A 12,995-nucleotide genomic window follows, 5' to 3' on the forward strand; every position below is an offset into this window, starting at 1 on the left:
CCTCCTACCAACCGGGCCTCCCCGTCCAGCGCCGGCCGGGCGGCCACCGCCGCGGGACCGGGCTCCTCCCCCTCAACTGGCCCGGACGTGAAGGGCGGTGGCCTGCTGGGTGAAAGCCGACCGACCAGGGCCTAGATCGGCACGATGTCCGGTGCGCCGAGCCGGGCCGCGTCCGCCGTGAGGTCGTCGGGCTGCCGCTGCGACTCGCGCTCGGCCTCCACCCGCTTCTCGTAGTGCTCGACCTCCCGGTCGATCTGGCCTTCGTCCCAGCCCAGCACCGGAGCCATCAGCTCCGCGCAGAGGCGGGCGCTGCGGGTGCCCCGGTCGAAGGTCTCGATGGAGATCCGGGTGCGCCGGGTGAGGACGTCGTCCAGGTGCCGGGCGCCCTCGTGGGAGGCCGCGTAGACGATCTCGGCGCGGAGATAGTCGTCGGCGGCGGGCAGCGGTTCACCCAGGGTGGGGTCGGCCAGGATCAGTTCCAGAATTTCTTCCGTCATTGAGCCGTACCGGTTGAGCAGATGCTCCACCCGGACGACATGGAGGCCGGTCCGATCGGCGATCCGGGCCCGCGCGTTCCACAGGGCCTTGTATCCCTCGGCGCCCAGCAGCGGGGTGTCCTCGGTGACGCAGGCGGCGACCCGCTGGTCGAGCCCGTGCACCGCCTCGTCCACCGCGTCCTTGGCCATCACCCGGTACGTCGTGTACTTGCCGCCCGCCACGACGACGAGGCCGGGGGCGGGGTGGGCGACGGTGTGCTCACGCGACAGCTTGCTGGTGGCGTCCGACTCACCGGCCAGCAGCGGGCGCAGCCCGGCGTAGACGCCTTGGACGTCGTCCCTGGTCAGGGGGGTGTTGAGGACGGAGTTCACGTGTTCGAGCAGGTAGTCGATATCGGCGCTGGAGGCGGCCGGGTGGGCCTTGTCCAGGTCCCAGTCGGTGTCCGTGGTGCCGATGATCCAGTGCCGGCCCCAGGGGATCACGAAGAGGACGGACTTCTCGGTGCGCAGGATGAGGCCGGTGGAGGAGTGGATGCGGTCCTTGGGGACGACGAGGTGGATGCCCTTGGAGGCCCGGACGTGGAACTGTCCGCGCTCGTTGATGAGCCCCTGGGTGTCGTCGGTCCACACGCCGGTCGCGTTGACGACCTGCTTGGCCCGGACCTCGTACTCCTTGCCGCCCTCGACGTCCTGCACGAGCGCGCCCACCACCCGCTCGCCCTCGCGGAGGAAGCCGATGACCCGGGCGCGGTTGGCGACCTGGGCCCCGTAGGAGGCGGCGGTGCGGACCAGCTCGGTGACGAAGCGGGCGTCGTCCATCTGGGCGTCGTAATACTGCAGGGCGCCGACCAGGGCGTCCTTCTTCAGCGCGGGGGCGACGCGCAGGGCGTGCTTGCGGGTGAGGTGGCGGTGGACGGGGAGGCCCCGGCCGTGGCCCGAGGAGACCGACATCGCGTCGTACAGCGCGACGCCGGATCCGGCGTAGAACCGCTCCCAGCCCTTGTGCTGCAACGGGTAGAGGAAGGGCACCGGCTTCACCAGATGCGGGGCGAGCCGCTCAAGGAGCAGCCCGCGCTCCTTCAGGGCCTCGCGCACCAGGGCGAAGTCCAGCATCTCCAGATAGCGCAGCCCCCCGTGGATCAGCTTGCTCGACCTGCTGGATGTGCCGGACGCCCAGTCGCGCGCCTCGACCAGGCCGGTCGAGAGTCCTCTGGTGGCGGCGTCCAGCGCCGTGCCCGCGCCGACGACGCCCGCCCCGACGACCAGCACGTCCAGTTCGCGCTCGGCCATGGCGGCGAGCGCGGCGGTGCGCTCGGCGGGTCCCAGTGTCGCTGTCCTCACTGCTGCCTCCCGGTGGATCGGGGTGGTCGGACACGGGAGTGCCACCCGGCCGAGGGGCCGGCCGCCCGTGTCCACCCCTCGATTCTGTCCGCGCTCCCCGACTTCAGCCACCGCCTGTGGACAACACCCGGACGACAGGCGTCACGCAATGCGACATATAGGTCATATTTACGCCTATTCTGACATTGCACTGTCCACAGCAGTTGCGAAAAACGTTCTCCGGTCTTAGGGAAGGCGGCCTTCGACATGCCCGCAGACCTCGCCGTCATCGGACTCGGCCATGGCGGCCTCCCTCTCGTGCAGGCCGCCGTGGCCGCCGGGATCGACACCGTCGGCTACGACACCGACCCCCGCTCCTGCGCGGAGCTGCGCGCGGGCCGCACCCCCGTCGAGGGCTCCCTCACCGCGTCCGAGATCCGCCGCATGCTCTCCGGCGGTTTCCGCCCCACCACCAGCGCCGCCGAGCTGGGCCGGGTCCGTACCGCCGTGATCTGCTCCCCCACCCCCCTCGGCCCCGACCGCACCGTCGACCTCACCGCCCTCGGCGACGCCGCCCGCGCCCTGGCCGCCCGGCTGCGCCCGCACACCACCGTGGTGCTGGAGTCCGCCGTCCCGCCCGGCACCACCGAGAACTTCCTGCGCCCCCTGCTCGAAGAGGGCTCCGGGCTCACCGCAGGACGCGACTTCCACCTCGCCTGCTCCCCCAGCCGGCTCGACCCCGGCAACCGCACCCACACCTACGCCTCCACCCCCAAGGTCATCGGCGGCCTCACCTCCGCCTGCACCGAGTCGGCCGCCGCCTTCTACGGACGTCTCACCGACAAGGTCGTACGGGCCCGGGGGCCGCGCGAGGCCGAGATGACGAAGGTGCTGGAGACCAACTTCCGGCACGTCAACATCGCGCTGGTCAACGAGATGGCGGTGGCCTGCCACGACCTGGGCGTCGACCTGTGGGACGTCATCCGGTGCGCCGAGACCAAGCCCTTCGGCTTCCAGCCCTTCCGCCCCGGCCCCGGCGTCGGCGGCCACGGCGTCCCGGTGGACCCGGGCTGCCTCCCGTACAGCAGCCGCACGCCCGGCCACCCGCTGCGGATGGTCTCGCTGGCGCAGGAGATCAACGACCGGATGCCCAGCTACGTCATCCGGCGCTGCGCCACCCTGCTGAACGAGCACGGCAAGTCCGTCCGGGGCGCCCGCGTCCTGCTGCTCGGCGTCACCTACAAGCCGGACAGCGCCGACCAGGAGGCCGCGCCCGCCCGGGAGATCGCCACCCGGCTGATGGACATGGGCGCCCAGATCGGCTACCACGACCCGCACGTCCTGGACTGGCGGGTGCGCGAACTCCCCGTCCCGCGCGCCGACTCGCTGTACGAGGCGGCAGCGGCGGCCGACCTGACCGTACTGCTCCAGCAGCACCGCACGTACGACCTCCAGGGGCTCGCGGTCAAGGCGCAGCTCCTCCTGGACACCCGGGGCGCGACTCCGGCGGGGGCGGCACACCGGCTCTGACGGCGGACAACTGGCCATCAACACAGGTGCATATCGGCCACCGGATAGCTAGTGACCAATTTGGGTGCGTACTGCTACCGTGCGGCGTCACAGAGCGCACACGTGTTCGCGTCAAGAACCGCAGCTGCGCATTTCGCCCCAGGGGGAGAGCCACCGTGAGCCAGCCCGTGCAGCCGCCGAACCAGCCCCAGCAGCCGTACGGCGGCCAGCCCGCAGACGGCAATCCGTACGCGGCCGGACCGGGCGCCGCCACCCCCGCCGCCCCGACGGGCAACCCGTACGGCGACCAGCCCCCGGCCCCCACCGGCAACCCCTACGGCGACCAGCCCCCCGCGTCCACCGGCAACCCTTACGGCAACCAGCCCCCCGCCTCCACCGGCAACCCCTTCGGGAACCCGCAGGGCCAGCCCGCCCCGTTCGGCGGCGGCGCCCCCTTCGCCCCCACTCCCCCGGCCTCCCCGGTCCGCAACGGCCTCGCCCTCGGTGTGCTGGTCGCCTTCGGCGCGGCGGTCGTCGCGTCCATCGTGTACGGCGTACTCCTGGGGTCGATCGAGCGCGAGTTCGGTTACGCGGCGATCGGCGTCGGCTTCCTGGTCGGCTTCGCGGCGGCCAAGCTCGGCGGCGCCAACCCGGTGACCATCGCTGCGGCGGCCGTCTTCTCGGTCGGCGCCGTCTACTTCGGCCAGCTCATCGGCTACGCGATGGTGATGGCGGACGCCGCCCAGGTCTCGTTCTCCGAGGTGTTCCTCGACCACTTCGACACCGTGACCCGGGTCTGGAAGGAAGACGCCGACTTCATGCGGTACGTCTTCATCGCCCTGGGCGCGATCGCCGCGATCGGCGGCGCCAAGAAGGCGAACTGACGCCTCGTAGTAAGAACACGGAAGGGCCCGGACCGTTCGACGGTCCGGGCCCTTCCCGTGTTGCACGTACGGGCGGGGTCAGCGGCGGTGCTGCGAGTCCGCCACCGTCACCTCGACGCGCTGGAACTCCTTGAGGTCGCTGTAGCCGGTGGTGGCCATCGCGCGGCGCAGGGCGCCGAAGATGTTCATCGAGCCGTCCGGGGTGTGCGAGGGGCCGGTGAGGACCTCCTCCGTCGTCCCGACCGAGCCGAGGTCGACCAGCTTGCCGCGCGGCACGTCCTCGTGGACGGCCTCCATGCCCCAGTGGCGGCCACGGCCCGGCGCGTCGGTGGCGCGGGCCAGCGGGGAGCCCATCATCACGGCGTCCGCACCGCAGGCGATGGCCTTCGGCAGGTCGCCCGACCAGCCGACGCCGCCGTCGGCGATGACGTGCACGTACCGGCCGCCGGACTCGTCCATGTAGTCGCGGCGGGCCCCGGCCACGTCCGCGACGGCGGTGGCCATCGGGACCTGGATGCCGAAGACGTTGCGCGTGGTGTGCGCGGCGCCGCCGCCGAAGCCGACGAGGACACCGGCCGCGCCGGTCCGCATCAGGTGCAGGGCGGCGGTGTACGTGGCGCAGCCGCCGACGATGACCGGGACGTCCAGCTCGTAGATGAACTGCTTCAGGTTGAGCGGCTCGGCGGCACCGGAGACGTGCTCGGCGGAGACCGTCGTACCGCGGATGACGAAGATGTCCACCCCGGCGTCGACGACGGCCTTGGAGAACTGGGCGGTGCGCTGCGGGGAGAGCGCGGCGGCGGTGACGACACCGGAGTCGCGCACCTCCTTGATGCGCTGGCCGATCAGCTCCTCCTGGATGGGGGCGGAGTAGATCTCCTGGAGCCGGCGGGTGGCGGTCTCGACCGGCATCTCGGCGATCTCGTCCAGCAGCGGCTGCGGGTCGGCGTGCCGGGTCCACAGCCCTTCCAGGTTGAGGACGCCCAGGCCGCCGAGCTCACCGATGCGGATGGCGTGCTGCGGGGAGACCACGGAGTCCATGGGGGCCGCCAGGAACGGCAGCTCGAAACGGTAGGCGTCGATCTGCCAGGCGATCGAGACCTCCTTCGGGTCCCGGGTGCGGCGGCTCGGTACGACAGCGATGTCGTCGAATGCGTAAGCCCGGCGGCCGCGCTTGCCGCGCCCGATCTCGATCTCAGTCACGATGTGTGGCCTTTCCCTCTACGTCTGCGCTGACCAGTATCCCCGACACACGGGTGAGGGGCGGTACCGGGAACTCCGGTCCGCCCCTCACCTGCGTTGATGTGTTACTTCCTGCTGTAGTTCGGTGCTTCCACCGTCATCTGGATGTCGTGCGGGTGGCTCTCCTTGAGGCCCGCCGAGGTGATCCGGACGAAGCGGCCGTGGGTCTGGAGCTCCGGCACGGTGCGCCCGCCGACGTAGAACATCGACTGGCGCAGTCCGCCGGTGAGCTGGTGGACGACGGCGGCGAGCGGGCCCCGGTAGGGGACCTGGCCCTCGATGCCCTCGGGCACCAGCTTCTCGTCGGAGGCGACGCCCTCCTGGAAGTAGCGGTCCTTGGAGAAGGACTTGCGGTCGCCCCGGGTCTGCATCGCGGCGAGCGAGCCCATGCCGCGGTAGGACTTGAACTGCTTGCCGTTGATGAACATCAGCTCGCCGGGGGACTCCTCGCAGCCGGCGAGCAGCGAACCGAGCATCACCGTGTCCGCACCGGCCACCAGGGCCTTGGCGATGTCGCCGCTGTACTGGAGGCCACCGTCGCCGATGACCGGGACGCCGGCCGCCTTGGCGGCCAGGGACGCCTCGTAGATCGCGGTGACCTGCGGGACGCCGATGCCCGCGACGACGCGGGTCGTGCAGATGGAGCCGGGACCGACGCCGACCTTGATGCCGTCGACACCCGCGTCGATCAGGGCCTGCGCCCCGTCGCGGGTGGCGATGTTGCCTCCGATGACATCGACGGTGCCGTTCGACTTGATCTTGGCGACCATGTCGCCGACCAGACGCGAGTGGCCGTGGGCGGTGTCGACGACGATGAAGTCGACGCCCGCCTCGATCAGGGCCTGCGCACGCTCGTAGGCGTCGCCCGCCACACCGACGGCGGCACCGACGATGAGCCGGCCGTCCTTATCCTTGGCCGCGTTCGGGTACTTCTCGGCCTTGACGAAGTCCTTGACGGTGATGAGGCCCTTGAGAAGGCCGGCATCGTCCACCAGGGGCAGCTTCTCGATCTTGTGGCGGCGCAGCAGCTCCATGGCGTCCACACCGGAGATGCCGACCTTGCCGGTGACGAGCGGCATCGGCGTCATGACCTCGCGCACCTGCCGCGTACGGTCCGGCTCGAAGGCCATGTCGCGGTTGGTGACGATGCCGAGCAGCTTGCCCGCCGCGTCGGTGACCGGGACCCCGCTGATGCGGAACTTGGCGCAGAGGTCGTTCGCCTCGGCCAGCGTGGCGTCGGGGTGCACCGTGATCGGGTCGGTGACCATGCCGGACTCGGAGCGCTTGACCAGGTCGACCTGGTTGGCCTGGTCGGCGATGGAGAGGTTGCGGTGCAGCACGCCCGCGCCGCCCTGCCGGGCCATGGCGATGGCCATGCGGGACTCGGTGACCTTGTCCATCGCGGCGGACAGCAGCGGGATGTTGACCTTGACGTTCTTCGACACGTACGAGGAGGTGTCGATCTGGTCGGGCGCCATGTCGGACGCGCCCGGCAGCAGCAGCACGTCGTCGTATGTCAGCCCGAGCGTCGCGAACTTCTCAGGCACTCCGTCGACGTTTGCAGTCATGACACCTTCCCCAAATGGTCTTGATCGGTGCGGATGTCCATGCTAACGGGCTCCACGGGTGTCTCATTCCACGATCAAGATCAGTTGGGCGTTCTGTAGCTTCCTACGGGCCGCCGTGCGGAAGGTGACCTACTGCTCGGCCAGCGCCCGCAGCCGGCTGAGCGCGCGGTGCTGGGCGACCCGGACCGCGCCCGGAGACATTCCGAGCATCCGCCCGGTCTCCTCGGCGGTCAGCCCGACCGCGACCCGCAGGACCAGCAGCTCGCGCTGGCTCTCCGGAAGGTTGGCGAGGAGCTTCTTGGCCCAGGCGGCGTCGCTGCTGAGCAGGGCGCGCTCCTCCGGGCCGAGGGAGTCGTCGGGCCGCTCGGGCATCTCGTCGGAGGGCACGGCGGTCGACCCGGGGTGGCGCATCGCGGCGCGCTGGAGGTCGGCGACCTTGTGGCCGGCGATGGCGAAGACGAAGGCCTCGAAGGGCCTGCCGGTGTCCTTGTAGCGCGGCAGCGCCATCAGGACGGCGACGCAGACCTCCTGCGCGAGGTCCTCCACGAAGTGGCGAGCGTCACCGGGCAGCCGGTTCAGCCGGGAGCGGCAGTAGCGCAGGGCGAGGGGGTGGACGTGGGCCAGCAGATCGTGGGTGGCCTGCGCGTCGCCTTCGACGGCCCGGTGCACGAGGGCACCGATCGCCGTGGTCTCGTCGTCGCGCATCGGACCATGGTGCCCTGGTGCCGTACGGTCCGCTCCATCGCGTCCCGAGTTGTGCACCGAAGCGTTATGAGCGGGTGCGCCGGATGTCATGTCCTGCGCCCTCCCCTTCCGCTCGACCGAATCGTTCCTACCGTTCCTGAGGAACTCCACGACTCAAGGATGCGTCATCGGCCGGGAAGCGTCACACGGCGCCGCCGACGGGCGCCCGGACCCGGGGTCGTACCGCTGGTGACCCGTCCCGTCGCCCCGTCCGCCGGAGTGCGGACGGGGGCGGTCCGGGCCGGGCGTCAGCGGACCAGCCCCCAGCGGAATCCCAGGGCCACCGCATGGGCACGGTCCGAGGCCCCGAGCTTCTTGAACAGCCGCCTGGCGTGGGTCTTGACCGTGTCCTCGGAGAGGAACAGCTCACGGCCGATCTCCGCGTTGGAACGGCCGTGGCTCATGCCTTCGAGCACCTGGATCTCGCGCGCGGTGAGCGTGGGGGCCGCCCCCATCTCGGCGGACCGCAGCCGGCGCGGGGCGAGCCGCCACGTCGGGTCGGCCAGCGCCTGGGTGACGGTGGCCCGCAGCTCGGCGCGGGACGCGTCCTTGTGCAGATAGCCGCGGGCACCGGCGGCGACCGCGAGCGCGACGCCGTCCAGGTCCTCGGCGACGGTCAGCATGATGATCCGGGCGCCGGGGTCGGCGGAGAGCAGCCGCCGGACCGTCTCCACACCCCCCAGACCGGGCATGCGTACGTCCATCAGAATCAGATCCGAACGGTCGGCCCCCCAGCGGCGGAGGACTTCCTCGCCGTTGGCCGCCGTGGTCACGCGCTCGACACCGGGCACGGTGGCCACCGCGCGACGGAGCGCTTCTCGGGCAAGCGGGGAATCGTCGCAGACGAGCACGGATGTCATGACCGTCCTCCGCAGCTGATGCGCGTCACCTTGAGCCTCCAGGCTGATACAAGTCGTCACCTGTGCGGTTGACCCCTTCGGACATGTGCCCGAGCTCGTTCTCCGTCAACCGCATCCGCCCTCTTAACGATGGTCACTCGAAAGAGTTACGGGTCGGACCTTCGGGTTCGGCACTCTACGTGAGGGCCCGTGTACGGAGGAGAGCGACGCGGGTGATTCACCCGTCAACCGAATCTTCACTCTCCGGCTTGCCCTATTTGGCGAGATTTCTTCCCTTTTGAGGGTGTCTGTGGCTAGATTCGCAAACAGTCATATTTACATCTACTAGCACCGCAGATGTACGGTCGAGACTCAGGTCACCGAAGAGACGATCGCCGATCACGGATCGCCGGTTCACCGGCGGTCCAGGATGCCGCATCCGACGCAGCACGGCTTCGAGGGGACAAGCAATGGCAGATTTCTCCCGCCTTCCCGGACCCAACGCAGACCTGTGGGACTGGCAGCTGCTCGCCGCCTGCCGCGGCGTCGACAGTTCCCTGTTCTTCCATCCCGAAGGTGAGCGCGGCGCCGCCCGCAGCGCTCGTGAGACCTCCGCGAAGGAGGTGTGCATGCGGTGCCCGGTACGCGCCGAGTGCGCGGCCCACGCCTTGGCCGTACGGGAGCCCTACGGAGTGTGGGGCGGCCTGACCGAGGACGAGCGCGAAGAGCTCATGGGCCGGGCCAGAACCAGACTCATCACCGCGGCGCCCTCCGGTGCCACCACGGCCACGACGGGCTCCCGCCCGACCTGACACCCGACCGCTCCAGTCGAACGCAGAAACGTTTCCTCGGCTCCACCCCTCAGCAGGTCCCCCGACAGCACGCCCCTCAGCGCGCGGCCGCCAGGGACAGCTGGTCCAGGGTGGCCGCGACCGCCGGGACCCGGGCCAGGTCCGGCAGCGTGAGCGCCACGATCTCCCGCTCGATCGCGGGCTCCACCGCCACGGTCCGGGCCCCCTTGGGGCGTACCGACTCCACCGCCAGCTCGGGCAGCACCGCCACCCCGAGCCCGGCCCCCACCAGGCCCATCACCGCCGGGTAGTCGTCGGTGGCGAAGTCGATCCGGGGGGTGAACCCGGACGCCTCGCAGACCTCCACCAGCTGGCGGCGGCAGCGCGGGCAGCCCGCGATCCACGACTCGTCCGCCAGCTCACCGATGGAGACGCTCTCCGCGTCCGCCAGCCGGTGGCCGTCCGGGACCAGGCCGATCAGCCGGTCGGTGAGCAGCGGCCGGACCACCAGGTCGTCCCATTCGCCGCCGGTCGTGCCGTACCGGAAGGCCAGCGCGATGTCGCAGTCGCCGTCGCGCAACAGGCCGACCGAGCGCGGCGGTTCGGCCTCGACCAGCGAGACCCTGGTCCCGGGGTGCTCGGCCCGCAGGGCCGCCAGCGCGCCGGGGACCAGGGTGGAGCTGCCGCTGGGGAAGGAGACGAGCCGGACCCGGCCGGCCCGCAGTCCGGCGATGGCGGCGACCTCCTCCTCCGCTGCGGTCAGCCCGGCGAGGATGCCGGAGGCGTGCCGTACCAGCGCCTCGCCCGCCTGGGTGAGACGCATCTCGCGGCCGGTGCGGATCAGCAGGGTGGTGCCGGCGGAGGACTCCAGGGCCTTCATCTGCTGGCTCACCGCGGGCTGGGTGCAGCCGAGTTCGCGGGCGGCGGCGGAGAACGAGCCGGTGGTGGCGACGGCGCGGAGGACGCGGAGGTGGCGTGCTTCGATCACGCCCCCACCATAAGAGCTTCTTGGGTGAGAGGCGAATTAATGGCGTACCCCTTTGAGGGTTGAGCCATTAGCGTGACCGTATGAGATTGCTGAGCGTCAATGTCGGCCGCCCCACCCCTCTCCCCTCCGCCGGAGGCCCCGGCGGTCTGAGCGGGATCGACAAGCGGCCGTTCGAGGGGAGCGTACGGGTCTCGGACCCCGGGCCCAAGGGGACGGGCGGCAGCGGGCTCGCCGGGGACGCGGTCTGCGATCTGAGCCACCACGGCGGCAGCGACCAGGCCGTGTACGCCTTCGCACGGGAGGAGCTGGACGCCTGGGAGCGGCAGCTGGGCGGCCGGGAGCTGGCGAACGGCTCGTTCGGCGAGAACCTCACCACCGTCGGGGTCGATGTGAGCGGCGCGCTGATCGGTGAGCGCTGGCGGGTGGGTGACGAACTGCTGCTGGAGGTGACCTCCGGACGTATCCCGTGCCGGACGTTCGCCGACCACATCAAGGAGGAGAAGTGGGTGCGGCGGTTCACCCAGGAGGCGGTGACCGGCGCGTATCTGCGGGTGATCGAGCCGGGCACGATCCGGGCCGGGGACCCCGTCGAGATCGTGCACCGCCCGGACCACGAGATCACCGCGGCACTGCAGTTCCGGGCCGTCACGACCGAGCGCACCCTGCTGCCGTCCCTGCTGGCCGCCGCGTCGGCCCTGCACCCCGAGGCGCTGCGCAAGGCGCGGGAGTATGTGGCGGCCCAGGGCTGAGGCCGCCGCCCGGGCCGTGTGGCGGGGGCCATCGGCCGTACGGGCGCGCCCCGTTGAGGGGAACTGCGCCGGGGTGGGGCGCGTCCCCCACTGGTGACCGTGCTCGGCCGGGGCGTCGGCGGAGCGATGCGGCACATGTCGGACGCGGCACGCCTCAGGCGCAGCACGTCTCGGACGCGGCACGCCTCAGGCGCAGCACGTCTCGGACGCTGCACATCTCAAGCGCAGGACGTCTCAGCAGCACGTCAGCAGCACGTCTCAGGGGGAAGATTCGTGACCGACCGGCCCCAGCCCTGGTACACACCGGGCGCGCCGCAGCAGCCCGTGCCCGGCAACCCGTACGCCCAGGACGGCTCCGGGCCGCCGCCCGGATCGCCACCGCCACCGCGCCGCCGGCGGTTCGGCGGGGCGCCGGTCCTCGCCGTCGCGGTCGTGCTCCTGCTGGTCGCCGCGGCGGGCGGGGTGTACGCCGTCACCGACGGGACGTGGGGCCGGTCCGCCGGGCCGGTGGCGAAGGAGTCGCCCGGCCCGGCCTCTTCCGCCCCCGCCTCGTCGGCGCCCCCGCCCGGTGCCCCCGCGGCCCGCACTCCGCAGCCGCAGAAGATCCCGACGACGGCGGAGATCGACGCCGCGCGGAAGCCGGGCGACGCGACGGCGTGGATCGTCGACGACAGGACGGATCTGCCCAAGGGGAACCACCGGGCCCACGACCTGTGGACCGTCGACGGCGCCGTCGTCCAGGCGCTGCACCGGAAGGTCGCGGCCTACCGGCTCTCCGACGGCGCCGAGCTCTGGAGCGTGCCGCTGCCCACCGCCGTCTGCGAGACACCGGCCAACCCCGCCCCGGACGGCAAGGTCGTGATCGTCCGCCAGGAGCGGCCGGACGACGAGCGGGGGAACCGGTGCAACCAGTTGCAGATGATCGACCTGAAGAGCGGGAAGCAGGGGTGGCACAAGCAGCTCCCCGAGACCGGCTCCGGGGACAACTCGTTCATCGTCTACAGCGCCATCAGCGGCGGTACGTTCGCGATCGCCCGGAGCATGAAGGCCACCGCCTACCGGGTCGCTGACGGGAGCGAGCTCTACGACATCCCGTGGGAGAACCCGGGGAAGTGCTACCCGGACGACGTGGCGGGCGGGTCCCGGCTGCTGGTGAGCTCCGACTGCGCGATCTCCATGGACCGGAGCAAGAACTACAGCCAGCTCCGCGAGATCGACCCGCGCACCGGCAAGGTCCTGTGGCGCCACCGGACCTCCCCCGGCCGGCAGTTCGGCAGCCTGATCTCGGTCGACCCGGTCGTCTTCACCACCGTGGACGCCGAGGACACCACGTCCGACTGGCGGGTCGTCGCCCTCGGCCCGAAGGGAAAGCTCCGCACCACCATCGACCCGCGGGAGAAGGGGTTCGAGCACTGCGCCGGAAGCGGGTCCGGCGGTGAGATCCAGCCCTGCCGGGGCACGGCGGCCGGCCCGGACCACGTCGTCCTGGGCGGTACCGACAGGGTCGGCGTGTACCACCTGGGCACCGGGAAGTTCGTCTGGGGCATCAAGTCCGACGACCCGCTCCGTACGCTGCATCCCCTGCGCGCGGAGAAGGGCAGGGCCGCGCTGGTCTACGAGTCGGCGTCGCCGGACGGGCCCGGCCGGACCTTCGTCATGGGCCCGGGCGGTGCGGGCACCGAGAAGGTGCTGCTGAAGCACCCGGCGGCGGCCGCGGCGGCCGAGGCCAGGATGGCCGGCGGGCGGCTGGCCTATGTGGACGGCCGAGTCGTCGTCACGTCGTCGGGTGTGAGCGGCCTCGACACCGACCGCCAGGCCCGCATGCTGTCCTTCGCCCCTGCCCGGCCCTGAGGTGAGCCCCCGG

General features: G+C 71.4%; 11 protein-coding genes. 5 read left to right on the plus strand and 6 right to left on the minus strand.

Annotated elements, in window-relative coordinates:
- Positions 1-131 precede the first annotated feature (131 nt).
- Positions 132-1,838: a glycerol-3-phosphate dehydrogenase/oxidase gene (locus tag R2B67_RS13020; protein WP_164237326.1), complete on the minus strand. Its 1,707-nt coding sequence runs from the start codon at positions 1,836-1,838 to the stop codon at positions 132-134.
- A 246-nt stretch (positions 1,839-2,084) separates the two neighbouring features.
- On the opposite strand from R2B67_RS13020, the gene R2B67_RS13025 reads away from it, so the two are divergent.
- Together R2B67_RS13025 and R2B67_RS13030 are read left to right on the plus strand one after the other, a co-directional pair.
- Positions 2,085-3,347, plus strand: a complete 1,263-nt coding sequence (locus R2B67_RS13025; RefSeq protein WP_317818028.1) for a nucleotide sugar dehydrogenase — start codon at positions 2,085-2,087, stop codon at positions 3,345-3,347.
- Positions 3,348-3,502: 155 nt separating this feature from the next.
- Positions 3,503-4,210, plus strand: coding sequence for a hypothetical protein (locus R2B67_RS13030; RefSeq protein WP_317818030.1), 708 nt, complete (start codon positions 3,503-3,505; stop codon positions 4,208-4,210).
- 78 nt (positions 4,211-4,288) lie between these two features.
- Here the strand turns inward: R2B67_RS13030 and R2B67_RS13035 are convergent, their stop codons facing one another.
- From R2B67_RS13035 to R2B67_RS13050, 4 genes are all read right to left on the minus strand, one after another.
- On the minus strand, positions 4,289-5,413 hold the full coding sequence (locus R2B67_RS13035) for a GuaB3 family IMP dehydrogenase-related protein (protein ID WP_018490868.1): 1,125 nt from the start codon (positions 5,411-5,413) through the stop codon (positions 4,289-4,291).
- Between the two features lie 104 nt (positions 5,414-5,517).
- The gene (gene guaB / locus R2B67_RS13040; protein WP_026241198.1) at positions 5,518-7,020 is read right to left on the minus strand and encodes an IMP dehydrogenase; all 1,503 of its coding nucleotides are present in this window, start codon (positions 7,018-7,020) and stop codon (positions 5,518-5,520) included.
- A 129-nt stretch (positions 7,021-7,149) separates the two neighbouring features.
- Positions 7,150-7,725 (minus strand): sigma-70 family RNA polymerase sigma factor, encoded by a 576-nt coding sequence (locus tag R2B67_RS13045; RefSeq protein ID WP_109979203.1) that lies wholly within the window; start codon positions 7,723-7,725, stop codon positions 7,150-7,152.
- A 287-nt stretch (positions 7,726-8,012) separates the two neighbouring features.
- Positions 8,013-8,624, minus strand: a complete 612-nt coding sequence (locus R2B67_RS13050) for a response regulator transcription factor (RefSeq protein ID WP_003948568.1) — start codon at positions 8,622-8,624, stop codon at positions 8,013-8,015.
- A gap of 449 nt (positions 8,625-9,073) precedes the next feature.
- Between R2B67_RS13050 and R2B67_RS13055 the strand changes: the two genes are divergently transcribed.
- Positions 9,074-9,415 (plus strand): WhiB family transcriptional regulator, encoded by a 342-nt coding sequence (locus R2B67_RS13055; protein ID WP_026238029.1) that lies wholly within the window; start codon positions 9,074-9,076, stop codon positions 9,413-9,415.
- 76 nt (positions 9,416-9,491) lie between these two features.
- Here R2B67_RS13055 and R2B67_RS13060 read toward each other — a convergent pair whose 3' ends face one another.
- Entirely contained in the window at positions 9,492-10,382 is an 891-nt protein-coding gene (locus R2B67_RS13060) for a LysR family transcriptional regulator (protein WP_128851698.1), read from the minus strand.
- 80 nt (positions 10,383-10,462) lie between these two features.
- Between R2B67_RS13060 and R2B67_RS13065 the strand changes: the two genes are divergently transcribed.
- Together R2B67_RS13065 and R2B67_RS13070 are read left to right on the plus strand one after the other, a co-directional pair.
- Entirely contained in the window at positions 10,463-11,131 is a 669-nt protein-coding gene (locus tag R2B67_RS13065; RefSeq protein ID WP_317818034.1) for an MOSC domain-containing protein, read from the plus strand.
- A gap of 273 nt (positions 11,132-11,404) precedes the next feature.
- Positions 11,405-12,982 (plus strand): BamB-related PQQ repeat family beta-propellar protein, encoded by a 1,578-nt coding sequence (locus R2B67_RS13070; RefSeq protein WP_317818036.1) that lies wholly within the window; start codon positions 11,405-11,407, stop codon positions 12,980-12,982.
- The last annotated feature ends 13 nt before the right edge of the window (positions 12,983-12,995 follow it).

Source organism: Streptomyces cyaneofuscatus, assembly GCF_033109485.1.
Taxonomy (GTDB): Bacteria; Actinomycetota; Actinomycetes; order Streptomycetales; family Streptomycetaceae; genus Streptomyces; species Streptomyces cyaneofuscatus.